Source organism: Nitratireductor indicus C115, assembly GCF_000300515.1.
Lineage (GTDB): Bacteria > Pseudomonadota > Alphaproteobacteria > Rhizobiales > Rhizobiaceae > Nitratireductor > Nitratireductor indicus.
Window position 1 is genome coordinate 49733 of record NZ_AMSI01000014.1, and the last position, 18053, is coordinate 67785.

At 61.2% G+C, this 18053-nt stretch carries 14 protein-coding genes; 8 read left to right on the forward strand and 6 right to left on the reverse strand.

Going from position 1 to position 18053, the window contains the following annotated elements:
• Positions 1 to 10: 10 nt before the first annotated feature.
• Both NA8A_RS18505 and NA8A_RS18510 read right to left on the reverse strand, forming a co-directional pair.
• On the reverse strand, positions 11 to 1108 hold the full coding sequence (locus NA8A_RS18505) for a polyamine ABC transporter substrate-binding protein (protein WP_009451897.1): 1098 nt from the start codon (positions 1106 to 1108) through the stop codon (positions 11 to 13).
• A gap of 206 nt (positions 1109 to 1314) precedes the next feature.
• The gene (locus NA8A_RS18510; protein ID WP_009451898.1) at positions 1315 to 2760 is read right to left on the reverse strand and encodes a helix-turn-helix domain-containing protein; all 1446 of its coding nucleotides are present in this window, start codon (positions 2758 to 2760) and stop codon (positions 1315 to 1317) included.
• Positions 2761 to 3061: 301 nt separating this feature from the next.
• On the opposite strand from NA8A_RS18510, the gene aceA reads away from it, so the two are divergent.
• From aceA to NA8A_RS18535, 5 genes are all read left to right on the forward strand, one after another.
• Complete coding sequence (aceA, locus tag NA8A_RS18515; RefSeq protein ID WP_009451899.1) at positions 3062 to 4351, forward strand: isocitrate lyase; 1290 nt, start codon at positions 3062 to 3064, stop codon at positions 4349 to 4351.
• A gap of 33 nt (positions 4352 to 4384) precedes the next feature.
• A complete protein-coding gene (locus NA8A_RS18520; RefSeq protein WP_009451904.1) occupies positions 4385 to 4630 on the forward strand; it encodes an SMc00767 family acetate metabolism repressor in 246 nt (81 codons plus the stop codon).
• A gap of 273 nt (positions 4631 to 4903) precedes the next feature.
• The gene (locus NA8A_RS18525) at positions 4904 to 5380 is read left to right on the forward strand and encodes a response regulator (RefSeq protein WP_009451905.1); all 477 of its coding nucleotides are present in this window, start codon (positions 4904 to 4906) and stop codon (positions 5378 to 5380) included.
• Between the two features lie 74 nt (positions 5381 to 5454).
• The gene (locus tag NA8A_RS18530; protein WP_040673046.1) at positions 5455 to 6888 is read left to right on the forward strand and encodes a glutamine synthetase family protein; all 1434 of its coding nucleotides are present in this window, start codon (positions 5455 to 5457) and stop codon (positions 6886 to 6888) included.
• Positions 6889 to 6933: 45 nt separating this feature from the next.
• Positions 6934 to 8226 (forward strand): NAD(P)/FAD-dependent oxidoreductase, encoded by a 1293-nt coding sequence (locus NA8A_RS18535; RefSeq protein WP_009451907.1) that lies wholly within the window; start codon positions 6934 to 6936, stop codon positions 8224 to 8226.
• Between the two features lie 66 nt (positions 8227 to 8292).
• On the opposite strand, the gene NA8A_RS18540 is transcribed toward NA8A_RS18535, so the two are convergent.
• The 3 genes from NA8A_RS18540 to NA8A_RS18550 form a co-directional block, all read right to left on the reverse strand.
• On the reverse strand, positions 8293 to 10062 hold the full coding sequence (locus NA8A_RS18540; RefSeq protein ID WP_009451908.1) for an SLC13 family permease: 1770 nt from the start codon (positions 10060 to 10062) through the stop codon (positions 8293 to 8295).
• A gap of 279 nt (positions 10063 to 10341) precedes the next feature.
• Complete coding sequence (locus NA8A_RS18545; protein ID WP_009451909.1) at positions 10342 to 11091, reverse strand: SDR family oxidoreductase; 750 nt, start codon at positions 11089 to 11091, stop codon at positions 10342 to 10344.
• 17 nt (positions 11092 to 11108) lie between these two features.
• Positions 11109 to 12584, reverse strand: a complete 1476-nt coding sequence (locus NA8A_RS18550; RefSeq protein WP_009451910.1) for an aldehyde dehydrogenase family protein — start codon at positions 12582 to 12584, stop codon at positions 11109 to 11111.
• A gap of 267 nt (positions 12585 to 12851) precedes the next feature.
• Here NA8A_RS18550 and zwf point away from each other — a divergent pair, with 267 nt between their 5' ends.
• The 3 genes from zwf to edd all read left to right on the forward strand — a co-directional run bounded on the left by zwf (position 12852) and on the right by edd (position 16917).
• The gene (zwf, locus tag NA8A_RS18555) at positions 12852 to 14324 is read left to right on the forward strand and encodes a glucose-6-phosphate dehydrogenase (protein ID WP_009451911.1); all 1473 of its coding nucleotides are present in this window, start codon (positions 12852 to 12854) and stop codon (positions 14322 to 14324) included.
• Between the two features lie 2 nt (positions 14325 to 14326).
• Positions 14327 to 15040 carry a 6-phosphogluconolactonase gene (pgl, locus tag NA8A_RS18560; RefSeq protein WP_009451912.1) on the forward strand — a complete coding sequence of 238 codons (714 nt, stop codon included), beginning with the start codon at positions 14327 to 14329 and terminating at the stop codon, positions 15038 to 15040.
• Positions 15041 to 15102: 62 nt separating this feature from the next.
• Positions 15103 to 16917, forward strand: coding sequence for a phosphogluconate dehydratase (edd, locus tag NA8A_RS18565; protein WP_009451913.1), 1815 nt, complete (start codon positions 15103 to 15105; stop codon positions 16915 to 16917).
• Positions 16918 to 16979: 62 nt separating this feature from the next.
• On the opposite strand, the gene folD is transcribed toward edd, so the two are convergent.
• On the reverse strand, positions 16980 to 17876 hold the full coding sequence (gene folD, locus NA8A_RS18570) for a bifunctional methylenetetrahydrofolate dehydrogenase/methenyltetrahydrofolate cyclohydrolase FolD (protein ID WP_009451914.1): 897 nt from the start codon (positions 17874 to 17876) through the stop codon (positions 16980 to 16982).
• Positions 17877 to 18053: the final 177 nt, after the last annotated feature.

The window sequence follows — 18053 nt, forward strand, 5'->3', positions numbered from 1 at the left end:
CCCCGCGCCGTCACTGGCCCGTGACGACCTTGGTCCAGATGCGGGTCACGACGCGCTGCGTGCGCATATCATAGGGCAGCGGTGCCTTCAGCTTGGCCATGGTGGCCTCGTCCGGATAGACCGCGGGATCGTTGACGATTTCCTGATCCATATCGGCCTGCGAGGCCACGTTGCCATTGGCGTAGACAACGTAGTCGGACGCCTTGGCGATAACATCGGGACGCATGATGTAGTTCAGGAACTCATGCGCCTCTTCCACATGCGGCGCATCGGCGGGGATGGCCATCTGGTCAAACCACAAAAGCGCACCTTCCTTGGGAATGCTGTAGCCCACCTCGACGCCCTGATCAGCTTCGGCCGCACGATCGCGCGCCTGGAAGATATCGCCGGAATAACCGAGCGCCAGACAGACATCGCCATTGGCAAGCCCGTTGATATATTCAGAGGAGTGGAACTTACGGACATAAGGACGAACCGCCACGAGAAGCGCTTCTGCCTTGGCGAGGTCCTCGGCCGATGGCGTATTCGGATCGAGACCCTGATAGATCAGCGCTGCGCGAATGACCTCGCTCGCGGAATCCAGCATATGAATGCCGCAGTCCTTGAATTTGGCGGCGAGCTCCGGCTTGAACAGAACATCCCAGGTGTCGATTTTCGAGGTGCCGAGAATTTCCTCGGCCTTGCCGACATTGTAGCCGACGCCGGTGGTGCCCCACATGTAATTGATGGAATATTCGTTGCCCGGGTCATAGACCGCCACACGCTCGCTGATCATGTTCCACATGTTGGAGAGGTTCGGCAACTTGGACTTGTCGAGCTTCTGGAACACGCCGGCATTGATCTGCCGGCCGAGAAACTCGCCCGAGGGAACGACCACATCGTAGCCCGATCCGCCGGCGAGCAGCTTCGTTTCCAGAATCTCATTGGAATCGTAGACGTCGTAGACAACCTTGATGCCCGTTTCCTTGGTGAAATCCTCAAGGATCGAATCGTCGATATAGTCCGACCAGTTGTAGACGTTGACGACACGCTCCTGAGCGTTGGCGCCCGTCACGAAAGCGACGGCAGCAAGCGAGGCGCAGGACAGGAGGAAGGTCTTACGAAGCATCAAATCATTCTCCCAGGGATAGCGTTGCCGGCTCTCGGTGCCCGGCGAAAACCCATGTCTTTCGTTCCACCCTATTTTTGTTTCCGCAGTGCGACAAGCCGCATTTTCAATGCGTTGCCGAAGATCAGCGGTTTATGACAATGCCTTGGAAAACCCCTTGAAATGCAAGGGGCGCAGCGGGGGCACGACAGAAGGCAACCTGCCCGTCACTGAAAATCGAAAGCGGACAGGCCGGTTACCATTTCATCGAGCCCAAGGGGGCGGGTGACCGGGGGCTCGGCACGCGCCAGGCAGCCCGCCCGCTCGCACAGCCGGCAGGCCGGACCGATGGGCGTGAGCGCCGGAGAGGACACACCTGCCGTCTTCACCGAAGTACCGGCAAGAGCTGCGCCATAGACGACGCTGTCGCGGAAAGCGAGATCGCAACCGATCAGGAGAGCGGTTCGCCGCGGCCGCTCGCCGAAAGCGCCTTGCGGTCCCTCCAGCGTGCGCGCGACCGTCAGGAATTCGGCACCGTCAGGCATTTCCACCGCCTCCACCAAAATCTGCCCGGGTTGCGCAAAGGCAGCATGGACAGCCAGTTTCGGGCAACCGCCACCAAAACGGCTTTGCGGAAAGCCCTGTACTCCCGCCTTGCGAAAACGGTTTCCGGCATTATCCACCTCAAGCATGAAGAAGGGGACGCCCGAGGCGCCGGCCCGACCGAGGGTTACCAGACGATTGGCTGCCTGCTCGAAGGAGACGCCGAAGCGGGAGCGCAGCACGTCCAGGTCGTAGCGGGCGCGCTCGGCAGCCGCGAAAAACGCCTGGTAGGGCATCATCAGGGCATGGGCGGCATAACGCCCGAGCTCGAAGCGAGCCAGCCGCCGCGCCTCATTCCCGGAGAATTTCAGCGCTTCGATCTCTGCGGCAATGGCAACCGACATGCGCAGGAGACAGGCTTCCATAGCGATCTCGCGCAACTGATCGGCAGGGGAAAGACGCTCCGAAATGAACAGGCGTTGCGAATGCCTGTCGTAGCGCCGGCGCCAGTTGGGCATGGTTGCGACAGGCAGGACACGCACGACGATGCCGTGCTCGCGCCTCAGCCATGCCTTGATCGCGCCGGCAAGATCATCGCCGGGTTCCAGGAGCTTGTGAAAGCTCTCCGCCTCCTCCTCGATCGACGGGAAATGAGCGGCGCGCCGCTCAAAGACTTCCCGCACCTCGTCGATTGGAAGGCGCGCTGCCGATATCGCCGTGGTACGCCCTTCCCGTGCGAGCATTTCGGAAAGGTCGGACATCCGGTCCGCCTGCTCGCGATAGGCGCGATAAAGCTTGACCAAGGCTGCAGCCGCATTGGGCGCCGCCTCAGCTACATCCACCAATTCCTGCTCGCCCGGCAGTTCCCCGGAAAGAAGTGGGTCGGAGAAAACCTCGCGCAGCGCCTGCAACGAAAGCCCCGCCTCACCTTGCAATTCATCCGGATCGACCTTGTAGACCGAGGCGAGCTTGAGAATAAGCGGCACGGTGAGCGGGCGCTGGTTGCGCTCGATCAGGTTGAGATAGGATGGCGAGATACCGAGCCCCTCGGCCATGGCCGTCTGGGTGAGCCCCTTGGCATTTCGCACGCGCCTGATGCGCGGCCCGGCAAATATCTTCTGGTTGGCCACGATTGAAGCCTCTCATTGCGCCGTCGCCGGCGTTCAGGATCGTGCACGCGCGTCCAACGTTCCGGCATAGGACCTTACACATCTTTACAAGATGCACATGCAAAATCGCTTTTACATATTTTACAATTTTACAAGCGTCTTTGGTCAAAATCCAGACATGCTGACACGAAATTTTCGGCGAAAATCCCGTTTCTCCTACGATATTGCTGCGCCGCAGTGTAAATTCTGTAACGAAATCGGGGCGCAGAAGCATCACGCTATATGGCCTCACAAACGAAGCAAATTCCGCACGGAGGTCATAATGACGGATTTTTACAACCTCGTTCCCAGCGCCGCTGAAGGCCGTTTCGAGGGTATCGAACGCCCCTACACGACCGATGACGTGAAGCGCCTGCGCGGCTCCGTCGCGATCCGCCACACATTGGCCGAAGAAGGCGCCAACCGGCTGTGGCAGCTCATCCACCAGGAAGATTTCGTCAATGCGCTCGGCGCGCTCTCGGGCAATCAGGCGATGCAGATGGTTCGCGCCGGCCTCAAGGCGATCTACCTCTCGGGCTGGCAGGTTGCCGCCGACGCAAACACGGCCTCCGCCATGTACCCCGACCAGTCGCTTTACCCGGCAAATGCCGGGCCGGAACTTGCCAAGCGCATCAACCGCACTCTGCAGCGCGCTGACCAGATCGAGACGGCGGAAGGCAAGGGCCTTTCGGTCGACACCTGGTTTGCCCCCATCGTTGCCGATGCGGAAGCAGGCTTCGGCGGCCCGCTCAACGCCTTCGAGATCATGAAGGCCTATATCGAGGCAGGCGCTGCGGGCGTGCACTTCGAAGACCAGCTCGCTTCGGAAAAGAAGTGCGGCCATCTGGGTGGCAAGGTGCTGATCCCGACAGCCGCGCACATCCGCAACCTGAACGCCGCCCGCCTTGCGGCCGACGTGATGGGAGTGCCGACCCTCGTCATCGCCCGCACCGACGCCGAAGCAGCCAAGCTTCTGACCTCGGATATCGACGAGCGCGACCGGCCCTTCGTGGACTACGACGCAGGCCGCACGGTCGAGGGCTTCTATCAGGTGAAGAATGGTCTCGAATCCTGCATCGCGCGTGCCATTGCCTATGCGCCGCATGCGGATCTGATCTGGTGCGAGACCTCGAAGCCTGATCTCGAACAGGCCCGCAAGTTCGCCGAGGGCGTCCAGAAGGCGCATCCGGGCAAGCTGCTTGCCTACAATTGCTCGCCTTCCTTCAACTGGAAGAAGAACCTGGACGACGCCACGATTGCCAAGTTCCAGCGCGAGCTGGGCGCGATGGGCTACAAGTTCCAGTTCATCACACTGGCCGGCTTCCACCAGCTCAACTACGGCATGTACGAGCTGGCGCGCGGCTACAAGGACCGGCAGATGGCCGCCTATTCGGAGCTTCAGGAAGCCGAGTTCGCCGCCGAAGCGGTCGGCTACACCGCAACCAAGCACCAGCGCGAGGTCGGCACCGGCTATTTCGACGCCGTTTCCATGGCAATCACCGGCGGACAGTCTTCGACCACCGCCATGAAGGAATCCACCGAACACGATCAATTCCGCCCAGCAGCGGAATAACAAGACGGCAAAAGCCGGGGAAGGAAAACCGAAATGACACCGAATACCCGCGTCAAGGAACGTGCAGAAGAACAGTCCAGCGCCATGACGAGCGACCAGCAGGCCATGATCCGCATGGTGGCCAATGACCTTCACAGGCTGAACCAGTCGGTCATGAAAGCAGTCGATTCGGGTGTGTCGGTCGAACTCGTCCGCTCGGCGCGCCACCATGGTGGGGAGGGCAACTGGGGGGATCTGCTGGTGCCTGTCATTGTCACCAATCGTCTCGCCGGTTCCTGATCCCGTCCGAGGCATCCTCCAGTCAGAACGCTCGCGCGATCCCCGTCGTGCGGGCGTTTTCCTGTAAACACCTCAAATAAATCGGCAAAATTTAAAACCTTTGTTTTAAATATAATTTTATAACAACTTTTGCGTTATGATTTTTTTAACCCTCGCAATTTCACTTGTTTACATACAATGTTTGTAACTTGACTTCGGCAAGCCGGCGAATGCAACTATCCGCATTCGCACAACTCTTCATTGAAATTGAAGCGCACGATTTCTCGAGGTGGCATGACGATGACATATACGGCGGCAGGCACACCGGTGGGCAGCGAACCCGAGGCCAAGGCATTCGATGCGATGCAATGCATGGCCGATCTCTCCCGGGCTCTGGTCATAGCCGCCTCCCCCATCAACCGGATCGTGCTTTCACGCATTGCAGAGCGAGCCTGCCTCAAAACAGCGTCCATGGACCCGGGCGAGGCGGCCCACAAACTTGCAACCCCGCAAGCCGGCGCCCCGCAACCGGGCATGATCATTCTCGACCTCGACACCGCCTTTCAGGACCATGATGAAGTTCTGGCGCAGATTGAGACCCGCCGACGAATTTCGCCGGCGGGCCTGCCCTTCGTGGTCGCGGTGGTCGCCACGCTGCAGCAAGTCGATTTGCAGAGTTCCGCCTTCGACGCGACCGTTGCACGCCCTGTTACCCCTGAGACACTTCAGCCAGTGATCGAACGGCTGCTTGCAACCGCAAAGGCTGCCTGAACCCGCTCTGCGGGCCTTCCTTCGCCTCGGCCGGCTGTCTATACTCGGGTATCCGAAACGATATCTGGTGCCTGATGCCTGACAGGAAAAAGCTAGCCCGCCCCGCCAGTCGAGGCGCTGTTGCCCGCACGCCCGCCTTTCTGAAGAATTTGCGCGGCGTGAAGGACTGGAAGCAGGCGACTGCCTGGCTCGAATGGCGCGGCATCGAGGATATCGAGTGCATTACGCCGGACCAGGCCGGCGTGGCGCGCGGCAAGATGATGCCGTCGAAGAAGTTCACGTCGAACACATCGCTGGCCCTGCCCTCGGCCGTCTTCATGACGACCATATCCGGAGAATATCCCGAGAGCGGCGGCGGCTTTGTCTATCCCGAGGATGACGGTGACCTGAAACTCCTGCCCGACCTCTCCACGCTTACGACCGTGCCCTGGGAAACGGATCCGACGGCGCAGGTGATCTGCGACCTGGTGCATCAGGACGGGCGGGCCGTGGAATACAGCCCCCGCAATCTGCTTAAACGCGTCGTTGCCGAATATGCCCGGCATGGACTGAAGCCGATTGTCGCGCCGGAGATCGAGTTCTACCTTGTTCACAAGAACCCGGATCCCGATTATCCGCTGACCCCACCCGTCGGCAGATCCGGCCGCCCCATCGGTGGCGGGCAGGGCTATTCGATCGCCGGTGTCAACGAGTTCGACGAGCTGATCGACGATATATACCACTTCTCGGAAGCGCAGGGTCTGGAGATCGATACCCTCATCCACGAAGAGGGCGCAGGCCAGCTCGAGATCAATTTGCGCCATGGCGACCCGGTGGAACTGGCCGACCAGGTGTTCATGTTCAAGCGAACGATCCGTGAGGCGGCGCTCAACCACGACACCTATGCCACATTCATGGCCAAGCCCATTCAGGGCCAGCCTGGCTCGGCCATGCATATTCACCAATCGATCGTCTCGCTGAAGACCGGCGACAATGTCTTTTCAAAAAAGGACGGCTCGGAAACGGACGCGTTCCGCCACTTCATCGGCGGCTTGCAGCGGCATATTCCCAATGCGCTGATCATGTTCGCACCCTATGTGAACTCCTATCGCCGCCTGACCCAGGGAACCGCCGTTCCCGTGAACACGCGATGGGGTTACGACAACAGAACGACGGCCTTCCGCGTGCCCAGATCGGACCCGGCTTCGCGGCGTGTGGAGAACCGTATCCCCTCCTCCGATGCCAACCCTTATCTCGCGCTCGCGGCCTCTCTCAGCTGCGGGCTGATTGGCCTTCTGGAGAAGATCGAGCCGGACGCTCCGGCTGGCACGGCCGTCAATCAGGATGAGATCGAGCTGCCCCGAGGCCTTCTGGAAGCTGTCGCGCTCTTCGAGAGCGACGAGGCGCTGCTCAGGATACTCGGCGCACCGTTTGTCACCACATTCGCAGCTATCAAGCGGGCGGAATTCGAGACCTTCATGCAGGTTATCAGCCCTTGGGAGCGTGAGTATCTCTTGTTGAACGTGTAGGAGCGGGGACAGAGCGTTCCCACTCTTTTCCTGCGGCATCAGGCCATGGCAAAACCCCATCATTCTCCCATATCGCCCGGCTTCTCCTGGTATGAAGCCACTGTCGGCGAACGCCCGGAATATCCGGTGCTTGCCGGTGATCTTTCCGTTGATGTCGCCATCGTGGGAGGCGGCTTCACCGGCCTGTCGGCGGCAGCGCATCTTGCCGAGCGCGGCGTGCGGACCGCGCTCATCGAGGCGCATCGTTTCGGAGATGGCGCCTCGGGGCGCAATGGCGGGCAGATCGGCACCGGGCAGCGCGCCTGGGCCGAAGAGCTGGAAAATGAACTGGGCCTCGCCCGTGCCAGGGCGCTTTTCGACCTTGCCGAGGAAGCCAAGGCGCATCTGCACGATTTTACCACCCGACACGGCATCGAGATCGACTACCGTCCGGGGCAGCTTTCGGTGGTGCACAAGAAGCGCTATCTCGACGACTACCGGCGGCATGTGGACATCATGCGCGAGCGTTTCGGCTACCCGCATCTGACCTTCATGGAGCGGAGCGAAACGGAGGAGCGGCTGGGGTCCAGCCTTTATTTCGGCGGCATTCGCGATGCTGGAACCGGACATGTTCATCCGCTCAAGCTCGTCATTGGCACGGCGCGCGCGGCGCAAAAGGCCGGCGCCCAGCTTTATGAAAACAGCCCGGCAAAGGGGATTGTCTCCGAAGGCGGCGAGGTGCGGATTGCCACTGCGCACGGAACGATCCGTGCGCAGAAATGCCTGGTCGCGGTCAATGCCTATGGGAACGGGCTGGAGCCGGTGAGTGCAGCCCATGTCATGCCCATCGGCTCCTTCATCGGAGCAACGGTGCCGCTTGGTGCAGACAGCCCTGTTCTTCCCGGCGGCGAATCGGTCGATGATTCACGCTTCGTCGTGCGCTATTTCCGACGCTCGGCGGATGGACGGCTTCTGTTTGGCGGGCGTGAGATCTACGCCCCCGGCGAGGACAAGGCGATCCAGACCCATATCCGCCGGCAGATTGCCGAAATCTATCCGGCATTGAAGGATGTCGAGATCACCCATGCCTGGGGTGGTTATGTGGGCATAACCATGCCGCGCAAGCCGTTCGTGCGGGAGGTGATGCCCAATGTCATATCCGTTGGTGGCTATTCCGGGCATGGCGTCATGCTGTCCAACTTCGTGGGCCGTCTCTATGCTGAGACCGTCATCGGGAACCGGGATCGTTTGAAGCTCTTCGAGGACCTGAAAGTCCCGCCCTTTCCCGGCGGACGCATGATGCGACCGATCCTGATGTTCCTGGCGCTCAACTGGTACGCGCTGCGCGACAGAATCTAGACCCGCCTGTCATCCGCATGAAATCGGGCAAGCAAGGAAGCGTGTCCTCGCACCTTGAACTTCATGTCAAAGCGGCCAGAAGAACAGGATCGCCGGCACCGCCACTGCAATGATCAGGAGTTCAAGCGGCAGGCCCATGCGCCAGTAATCGCCGAAACGATAGCCACCCGGCCCCATGATGATGGTGTTGTTCTTGTGGCCAATGGGCGTGAGGAACGCGCAAGAGGCCGCAACAGCAACCGCCATGAGAAACGGGTCGGGAGAAACATCCAGCCCATTGGCGACCGACAGGCCGACAGGAGCGGCGATCAAGGCCGTTGCGACATTGTTCAGGAAGTCTGACAGCGTCATGGTGACGACCATCAGGATTGTCAGAATGGCCCATGCCGGGAGGGAACCGGTAAGCGACAGGATACCTTCCGCGATCAAACGCGTTCCGCCTGAATCCTCGAGCGCCAGTCCCAGCGGGATAAGCGATGCAAGAAGCACGATGACCGGCCATTCGACCGATTCATACACCTCACGCGCGCTCACCACGTTGAACAACGCATAGATGGCGACTGCAGCGGCCAGAGCAATCACCAGCGGTACAAACCCCATGACGGAACTGGCCACCGCAGCGGCGAAAACGCCCATGGTGAAAAACGCCTTGCCGCGCTGGATGACCGTATGGCTTTTCTCCGCCAGCGGCAGCACGCCAAGCCATTCGGCGGCATCAGCCACCCGGCTTTCCGGCCCCAGAAGGAGCACCACATCGCCGGCCCGGATAGGCAGTTTGCGAACCCGTTCGCGAAAGCGCTTGCCCTGGCGGGAGACGCCAAGCAGCGTGACGCCGCGGCGGTAGAGAAGGCGAAGATCGAGCGCGGTGCGCCCCACCATGCGTGCGCTGTCAGGCACGATTGCTTCGATCAGAACCAGCGACTGGCCGCGAAGGCCGCCGTGTTTTTCAGCCCCCGGCGCATCGAGTTCGGCAGCACCGATAAATGCCTCAATGGATTTCGGATCGCCTTCCAGGATGAGATGATCGCTCTTGCGAACCTCTTCGCCGGCAGCAAAACCCGGCAGACGCTTGCCGCGGCGCACGAGGCCGAGGATCGTGACATCATGCTCATCGGCCAATGGATAGAGATCGCTGACCGGCTTGCCGAGCGCCTTCGACTTCTCCTTGACACCAGCCTCCGCAACAAACAGGCCCGCATCGCCTTCTTCCTCGACATCGGCCTGCCCCGCATTGGGGATCAATCGCCAGCCAAACAGCGCCACGAAGGCGATGCCGGCGGCCGCGCAAACGAGACCGACGGGCGAGAAATCAAACATGGAATAGGAATCGCCCAGCGCCCTGTTGCGAAACTCGGAAACGACGATGTTCGGAGGGGTGCCGATGAGCGTGATCATGCCACCCAGAATGGTTGCGAAGGAAAGCGGCATAAGCGACCGGGAAACCGGGCGCCTGGCTTTCTTTGCGGCCTCGATGTCGAGCGTCATCAGCATGACCAGGGCCGCCACATTGTTGATGACCGCCGACAGCCCCGCGCCAACCACCGCCATCAGGCCAATATGCGATGAGAGCGAGCGGCCCGTGGATAAGACGAAGCGGGAAATGAGTTCCACAGCACCCGCATTCATCATGGCTCGGGAGACAATCAGCACCAGAGCGATGATGACCACCGCCTCATGCCCGAAGCCGATGAAGGCATCGTGCGCATCCACGACGCCCCCCACCACGGCTATGATGAGAGCGGCAAAGGCGACCAGATCGTAACGAATACGACCCCAGACAAGGAAGGCGAAGACAATCCCGAGAAGGCAAAACAGGAATATCTGCTCGTAGGTCATGTGCTTTCGCCCCTCTTTGATGATCCGGGACGAAGAACCTCACCACCCCGGTTATGGGCAATTCAGAAAACGGGAAGCGGTTCCCGTCTTCCGAATCGGAAATTGCAATGCATCACCGCGCTTGAGGTGAATGGTTGCATCTGTCGACGCCAGACGTGCCGTCCGGCTGCAAAATTCATACCCTACCGCATTTCTGCGACGCCAAGCTCAGGCTTGGCTGCAAAATGCTTGTCCAACCGCATTTCTGAGGCGCCAGACGTGCCGTCTGGCTGCAAAATGCTAGATACAGCGCCCGCCGTCCACCTCCAGAGCCACGCCGGTGATGAACTCCGCCTCGCTGGAAGCCAGCCAGAGTGCGGCATTTGCAATGTCCAGCGGGGTCGACAGGCGCCCCAGCGGAATGGAAGCCCGGAACTGGGCGCGCTTTTCGGGCGTATCCTCGCCCATGAACTGCCCCAGCATGCCCGTTTCGCCGGCGACCGGGCACAGGCAATTCACGCGAATGTTCTTCGGCGCCAGCTCGACCGCCATCGACTTGGTGGCCGTGATCGCCCAGCCCTTGGACGCATTGTACCAGGTGAGGCCGGGGCGCGGCCGCAGGCCGGCGGTGGAAGCCGTGGTGATGATGGAACCGCCGCCCTGCTTTTCCATGATCGGCACAACGGCAAGCGTCGAATGATAGATGGCCTTCATGTTAACGGCGGTGATCAGGTCGAAGGTTTCTTCGTCCACTTCCATCAGCGGCCCGTTGCGATGCGTGAAACCGGCATTGTTGACCATGATGTCGAGACGGCCAAAGGCCTGCATGGCAGCATCGACCATGGCATCCACATCAGCCTTCATGGAAACGTCCGCAGTGACCGGAAGAGCCGCTTCGCCAATCTGGCTTGCGATATGTTCCGCACCTTTGGCGTTGAGGTCGGCAACGATGATCTTCGCGCCCTCCTCGGCGAAACGTTTCGCCATTCCCGCGCCAAAACCGGATGCTGCGCCGGTGATGACGGCGACCTTGCCAGCAAGTCTTGCCATAATGAATTCCTGTGAGATTAGCCGTGATTGAAAACGATGGTCTTGGTGGCGGACATGTCGAACAGGGCTTCAAAGCCCTTTTCCCGCCCGTGACCCGACTTCTTGAAACCGCCGAACGGCAATTCTATGCCGCCACCGGCACCATAACCGTTGACGAAAACCTGGCCCGCGCGCACGCGCTTGGCAACCCTGTGCTGACGGGCGCCGTCGCGCGTCCAGACACCGGCGACCAGACCGAATTCCGTGCTGTTGGCAAGCCGCACCGCATCCGCCTCGTCGGTGAATGGGAAGAGCGAAAGGACGGGACCGAAGACTTCCTCCTGAGCAAGTGCGGCATCCGGATCGACATTTCCGAACAATGCCGGCGCCTGATAATAGCCGCCTTCCGGCGCGTCGGGCGCAACGGTGCCGCGCGCAAGCAACGGGATGCCTGCATCCTGCGCGGCGGCGATGAAGCCGCCGACCCGGTCGCGCTGGGCCGGGTTGATGAGCGGGCCGATGTCCAGATCGGCATCGTGGGGACCGGCGACCAATGCGCCGAAGCGCTCTGCGAGTGCCGCCGCCACTTTTTCATAGGCGGGTCTTTCCACCAGGACGCGGCTGCCCGCCGAGCAGGTCTGGCCGCCATTCTGGATGATGGCGTTGACGAGCACGGGAATTGCCGCATCGATATCGGCGTCGGCAAAGACGATCTGGGGTGACTTGCCGCCCAATTCCATGGTCACGCCGCGATTGTTGACGGCGGCGGCCTGCTGGATGGCAGTTCCGGTCAAGGGGGAGCCGGTGAAGGTGACATAGTCGATCAACGGATGGGCGGAGAGCGCTGCCCCTGCCGCACGGCCATAGCCGGTGATGACGTTGAACACGCCAGCGGGAATACCCGCTTCGAGCGCCAGCTCTGCGATGCGCAGCGTGGTGAGCGAGGCATCCTCGGCAGGCTTGACCACCAGCGTGTTACCCATGGCAAGGGCAGCGCCGACGACGCGGGCAAGAATTTGCATGGGATAATTCCATGGCGTGATGGCCGCGACCACGCCATGCGGCTCACGCAAGGTCAGCGCCGTATACCCTTCGAGGAAGGGGATGGTGTCACCGTGGATCTTGTCCGCCGCGCCGCCATAGAACTCGTAGTAGCGCATGGTTGCCGTCACATCTGCCTTGCCCTGGCGGATCGGTTTGCCGGTATCCCGCGATTCCAGAGCGGCCAGCTCCTCGCCGTTCTTTTCAACCAGCTGGAACAGCCTGGTCAGGCAGCGACCGCGCTCGACAGCCGGCATGCGCCCCCACGGCCCCTCATCGAAAGCATGGCGTGCAGCCTTCACGGCACGGTCCACATCGGCCTCGCCAGATGCGGGAATCGACGCAAACACCTTGCCATCCGATGGGGATGCGACGTCAATGCGCTCGCCCGACAACGCGTCGACCGGACGCCCGTCGATGATCTGCATGAAAGCGCGGCCCTCGGCGACGCTGCGCGAAAAATGGGTGCCCATCCCTGAAGCTCCGGTTTAAAATTCTTTCGGTTCGAGCCATGCTCGCGATTTGGCCCATGGGAAACCCGCCATGCGAGACTATGTCAAGGCACAATGCACCATGCATGTTGGCGCAGCCATGCCTGAAAGCAATCGTGAACCGCGGCCGGGGCCCGCCGCGACATCACGCCGGGCATTTCAGCGCCCTGCGGCGTTAAATCGAGTCTGGCGTTATTAAATCGATTAGATTATAGCAACTGCAAAAAGGCAAAGGTCAGCGGAGCAAGAATGACGAGCCAGATCATACCGGTCGATCCCTTCGATCTCGTGGTGTTTGGCGCCACGGGCGACCTTTCCGAGCGCAAGCTTCTTCCCGCCCTTTACCAGCGCCAGCGTGCCGGCCAGTTCAGCGAGCCAACCCGCATCATCGGCTCTTCGCGCACAAAGCTCTCGAACGACGAGTTTCGCGCCTTTGCCGAAAAAGCCATCCACGAACATGTCGCAAAGAACGATATCGAGCCAAAGGAACTCGCACATTTTCTCAAGCGGCTTTCCTATGTGCCTGCCGACGCCAAGTCCGGCGAGGGTTTTGCGGAACTAAAAACCGCAATCGGCGACAGCGATGCGATACGCGCCTTCTATATGGCGGTGGCGCCCAGCCTTTTCGACGACATCGTCGGGCAGATTTCCAAGCATGGCCTTTCCACCGCGACCGCCCGGGTGATCGTCGAAAAGCCCATCGGGCGTTCGCTCAGCTCGGCCTGCGAATTGAACGATGCCATCGGACGGGTGTTCGACGAACAGAACGTTTTCCGTATCGACCACTATCTCGGCAAGGAGACGGTGCAGAACCTCATGGCGCTGCGCTTTGCCAATGCGCTTTATGAGCCGCTCTGGAACTCGGCACATATCGACCATGTCCAGATTACCGTGGCGGAAGCCGTGGGTCTGGAGGGGCGCGCCGGGTATTACGACAAGGCGGGCGCGTTGCGCGACATGGTGCAGAACCACATGCTCCAGCTCCTTTGCCTCGTGGCCATGGAAGCCCCTTCCTCGATGGAAGCCGACACGGTGCGTGATGAAAAGCTGAAGGTTCTGCGCGCCCTGAAGCCAATCGGCACGGCGGATGCTGAGAAGATGACCGTTCGCGGACAATACCGTGCCGGCGCTTCCAATGGCGGCGCGGTGAAGGGCTATGGCGATGAACTCGATAGCGGCGAGAGCGATACGGAAACCTTTGTTGCGATCAAGGCAGAAGTCGAGAACTGGCGCTGGGCAGGCGTGCCGTTCTATCTGCGCACAGGCAAGCGGCTTGCCACGCGCGTTTCGGAGATCGTCATCCAGTTCAAGCCCATTCCGCACTCCATTTTCGGAGATGGCGCCGGCAAGGTATTTGCCAACCAGCTCGTCATCCGCCTGCAGCCGGATGAAGGCGTGAAGCAGTGGATCATGATCAAGGATCCCGGCCCGGGCGGCATGCGGCTGAGGCATATTCCGCTCGACATGAGCTTCGCCCAGTCCTTCAATGTCCGCAACCCAGATGCTTATGAACGGCTCATCATGGATGTGATCCGCGGGAATCAGACTCTCTTCATGCGCCGCGACGAGGTGGAAGCCGCGTGGCGCTGGATCGATCCAATCCTTGCGGCCTGGGATGACAATCAGCAGCCCGCGCAAGGCTATACGGCCGGCACCTGGGGACCATCCGCCTCCATCGCTCTCATCGAGCGTGACGGGCGCACCTGGCACGAAAGCATATAAACATGGTTCCAACACCAACCTGGCACCGGTTTGCCTCATCCGAAGAGCTGGCCGACGCTCTTGCGCAAAGCGTCGCCAAGACGCTGGCAAAAGGCGTGGAAGAACGGGGGCAAGCGGTTCTGGCCGTTTCAGGAGGACGCACGCCCGCACATTTCTTCGACCGGCTTTCGCGCAGCGACATTGCCTGGAACAAGGTTACGGTGACACTGGTCGACGAGCGTTTCGTGCCGGGAGATTCGCCACGCTCCAACGCCCGGCTTGTGACGCGCCATCTTCTGCAGAACAAGGCGGCGCGAGCCGGGTTCATCGGGCTTTACAGCCCCTGCCACAATGCCGAAGCTGCAGCGGCAGAGGCAAACGAAGCGATTGGCAGCCTGCCTTCTCCTTTCGATGTCGTGGTGCTCGGCATGGGTGCGGACCGGCACACCGCATCCTTCTTTCCCGATGCAGCCGATATCGGCGACATGCTTTCAGCACGGGAAGGCGGTCCGTCGGTACTCGCCGTGAGCGCGCGCAGCGCCGGCGAGCCACGGCTTACCCTGTCCCTCGACAAGCTTTCGACCGCTCGCATGCTGGTCGTGCATATCGAGGGCGACGACAAGAAAGAGACGCTGGAGGAAGCGCTTGCCATGCCGGCAGGTCCAGCCTCACCCATCGGGGCCGTGCTTACCGCCGCGCAGAACCCCGCGCATGTCTATTGGGCGCCGCTGCGCTGAAAAGCTTTTCTTTTCCGATGCCAGCGCCCGCCTCGCGAGTGCACAGCAAGCAAGGAAGCCACATGACCGCAAGAGCAGAAATCGAAGCCGTCACAGCCCGCATTCGCGAACGCTCGCGCGCAAGCCGTGAACTCTATCTCGAACAGGTAATGGCCGCCGCCGGCCAGGCCGTACACCGCTCCGTGCTGTCCTGCGGCAATCTCGCTCACGGCTTTGCCGCCTGTGGGCCTGCCGACAAGACAGCGCTTTCCGGCGACCGTGTGCCGAATATCGGCATCATCACTGCCTATAATGACATGCTGTCTGCGCATCAGCCCTTCGAACCGTTTCCCGCATTGATCAAGGACGCGGCCCGCGAGGCCGGCGGTGTTGCGCAGGTGGCCGGTGGCGTACCCGCCATGTGCGATGGCGTTACGCAGGGCCAGCCGGGCATGGAGCTGTCGCTCTTTTCACGCGACGTCATCGCCATGGCGGCGGCCATCGGCCTTTCGCACAACATGTTCGATGCGGCCGTCTATCTCGGCGTCTGCGACAAGATCGTACCGGGCCTGGTGATCGGGGCGCTCACCTTCGGCCATCTGCCCGCCGTGTTCATTCCGGCCGGCCCCATGACCTCGGGCCTGCCCAATGATGAGAAGGCGCGCGTGCGCCAGCTCTTTGCGGAAGGCAAGGTGGATCGTGCTGCGCTTCTGGAGGCCGAATCCAAGTCCTATCACGGGCCGGGAACCTGCACCTTCTACGGCACGGCCAATTCCAACCAGATGCTGATGGAGATCATGGGCCTGCATACGCCCGGCTCGTCCTTCGTCAATCCCAACACGCCGTTGCGAGAGGCCCTGACAAAGGAAGCCGCCAGACGGGCGCTTGCCATCACCGCGCTCGGCAATGAGTTCACTCCGGTGGGGCGGATGATCGACGAACGCTCCATCGTCAATGGCGTTGTGGGCCTCAACGCCACGGGCGGCTCCACCAACCACACGATGCATCTCATCGCCATGGCGGCGGCGGCCGGTATCAAACTCACCTGGGACGACATTGCCGAAATTTCGGAGCATGTGCCGCTTCTCGCCCGCGTCTATCCCAACGGGCTTGCCGATGTGAACCACTTCCACGCGGCAGGCGGAATGGGCTTTCTGATCCGCGAACTTCTCGACGACGGGTATCTGCATGAGGATGTGCGCACCATCTGGGGCGAAGGATTGCGGCCTTACGCCGTGGAAGCCAAGCTCGCAGGCAACGGGATGGTGACCCGCACACCGGCACCGCGAGAAAGCGGTAGCGACAAGGTTCTGGCGCCTGCCGCAAAGCCATTTCAACCGACCGGCGGCATTCGCGTGCTTTCGGGCAATCTAGGCAAATCGATCATCAAGGTCTCCGCCGTAAAACCCGAGCACCGGGTGATCGAAGCGCCTGCCCTCGTCTTTCATTCGCAGGAAGAGATGCAGGCCGCGTTCAAGGCTGGCGAGCTCGACCGCGATTTCATCGCGGTCATTCGTTTTCAGGGGCCGAAGGCCAACGGGATGCCGGAGCTGCACAAGCTGACGCCCGCACTCGGCGTCCTGCAGGACCGTGGACGCCGGATCGCACTCGTTACCGACGGTCGCATGTCGGGCGCGTCCGGCAAGGTGCCGGCAGCAATCCATGTGACGCCCGAAGCGCTGGACGGCGGAATGATCGCACGTATACGCGACGGCGACCCGATGCGCCTCGATGCAGAAGCGGGAACGCTGGAGCTTCTCATCAGTGCGGCGGAACTGGCGTCCCGCGACAATGCCGAGGCCGATCTATCGGGCAACCAGTTCGGCATGGGGCGCGAACTCTTCGCGGGCTTCCGGCAACTGGCCGGACGGGCAGACCAGGGCGCATCCGTTTTCTGAAACGCATGTGAGAAGAAAGAACCGGGGGGTGATAATCGCTTCCCCCGGCCGCTTTCTTTCGCTCAGAGAACCGGTGGCTCGATGCCGGCGCTGCGACAGGCCGAAGTCAGCGTGTTGGCCATCAGCATGGCAATCGTCATAGGGCCAACGCCGCCGGGGACGGGTGTGATGGCGCCAGCTTTCTCGCTCGCTTCGGCAAAGGCCACATCACCAACAAGCCGCGTCTTGCCCTCTCCCTTTTCGGGAGCGGGGATACGATTGATGCCGACATCGATGACCGTCGCACCCGGTTTGACCCAGTCCCCGCGAACCATCTCCGGACGACCTACCGCCGCAACGAGAATATCCGCCGTGCGCGCGATGGCCGGCAGGTCGCTGGTGCGGCTATGCGCAATCGTCACCGTGGCATTGGCCGCCAGAAGCAGATTGGCCATCGGTTTGCCGACAATGTTCGAACGACCGATCACGACGGCATTCAGGCCGGAGAGATCCTTGCCGCGAACGCGCTCGAGCATCAGCATGGCGCCGGCAGGCGTGCAGGGCACGAACGCCGTGCCAAGCTCGCCCGTGCCCAGCTTGCCGACATTGATGAAATGGAAGCCGTCCACATCCTTGTCGGGGGAAATCGTCTGGATGATGCGGCCCGCATCGATATGGGCCGGCAAGGGCAATTGCACGAGAATACCGTGGATCGCCTTGTCGACGTTCAGCTCCTCGATCAGTTTCACCAGCGTGTCTTCGTCCGTATCAACGGGCAATGTGTGCTGAACGGAATGAAAACCGCATTCCTTGGCCCGCCGCGACTTGAAAGCCACATAGACCTGACTGGCCGGGTCTTCGCCGACCAGCACCACGGCAAGCCCCGGCACCACGCCGGTCTGCGAGAGCGCGGCAGCACCCTGCTTGACTTTGGCGACCACATCTTCCGCGATGGATTTTCCGTCGATTATCTCGGCCATGCTTTTCTCCGGTAAACGCCGGAGGGTGTTTCAGACAGCGAACGCTCCAGCGCATGGACCGGGCCTGCCCCGGCTTCTTCGAGCTTCGGACGCATAAAGGCAATCACCCCAAACCGCAATCGGCGATTGGGTCACAAGGCAGCAAATATACACTTCTGGAAATTCCCGAGCGCTGTG

Bases quoted from the DNA above. Each gene is read 5' to 3' on its own strand.
- NA8A_RS18535 (WP_009451907.1), top strand. From the start codon at position 6,934: ATGGCAAAACCCCATCATTCTCCCATATCGCCCGGCTTCTCCTGGTAT.
- NA8A_RS18540 (WP_009451908.1), bottom strand. From the start codon at position 10,062: ATGACCTACGAGCAGATATTCCTGTTTTGCCTTCTCGGGATTGTCTTC.
- zwf (WP_009451911.1), top strand. From the start codon at position 12,852: ATGACGAGCCAGATCATACCGGTCGATCCCTTCGATCTCGTGGTGTTT.
- folD (WP_009451914.1), bottom strand. From the start codon at position 17,876: ATGGCCGAGATAATCGACGGAAAATCCATCGCGGAAGATGTGGTCGCC.
- aceA (WP_009451899.1), top strand. From the start codon at position 3,062: ATGACGGATTTTTACAACCTCGTTCCCAGCGCCGCTGAAGGCCGTTTC.
- NA8A_RS18520 (WP_009451904.1), top strand. From the start codon at position 4,385: ATGACACCGAATACCCGCGTCAAGGAACGTGCAGAAGAACAGTCCAGC.
- edd (WP_009451913.1), top strand. From the start codon at position 15,103: ATGACCGCAAGAGCAGAAATCGAAGCCGTCACAGCCCGCATTCGCGAA.
- NA8A_RS18545 (WP_009451909.1), bottom strand. From the start codon at position 11,091: ATGGCAAGACTTGCTGGCAAGGTCGCCGTCATCACCGGCGCAGCATCC.
- pgl (WP_009451912.1), top strand. From the start codon at position 14,327: ATGGTTCCAACACCAACCTGGCACCGGTTTGCCTCATCCGAAGAGCTG.
- NA8A_RS18525 (WP_009451905.1), top strand. From the start codon at position 4,904: ATGACGATGACATATACGGCGGCAGGCACACCGGTGGGCAGCGAACCC.
- NA8A_RS18550 (WP_009451910.1), bottom strand. From the start codon at position 12,584: ATGGGCACCCATTTTTCGCGCAGCGTCGCCGAGGGCCGCGCTTTCATG.
- NA8A_RS18530 (WP_040673046.1), top strand. From the start codon at position 5,455: ATGCCTGACAGGAAAAAGCTAGCCCGCCCCGCCAGTCGAGGCGCTGTT.
- NA8A_RS18505 (WP_009451897.1), bottom strand. From the start codon at position 1,108: ATGCTTCGTAAGACCTTCCTCCTGTCCTGCGCCTCGCTTGCTGCCGTC.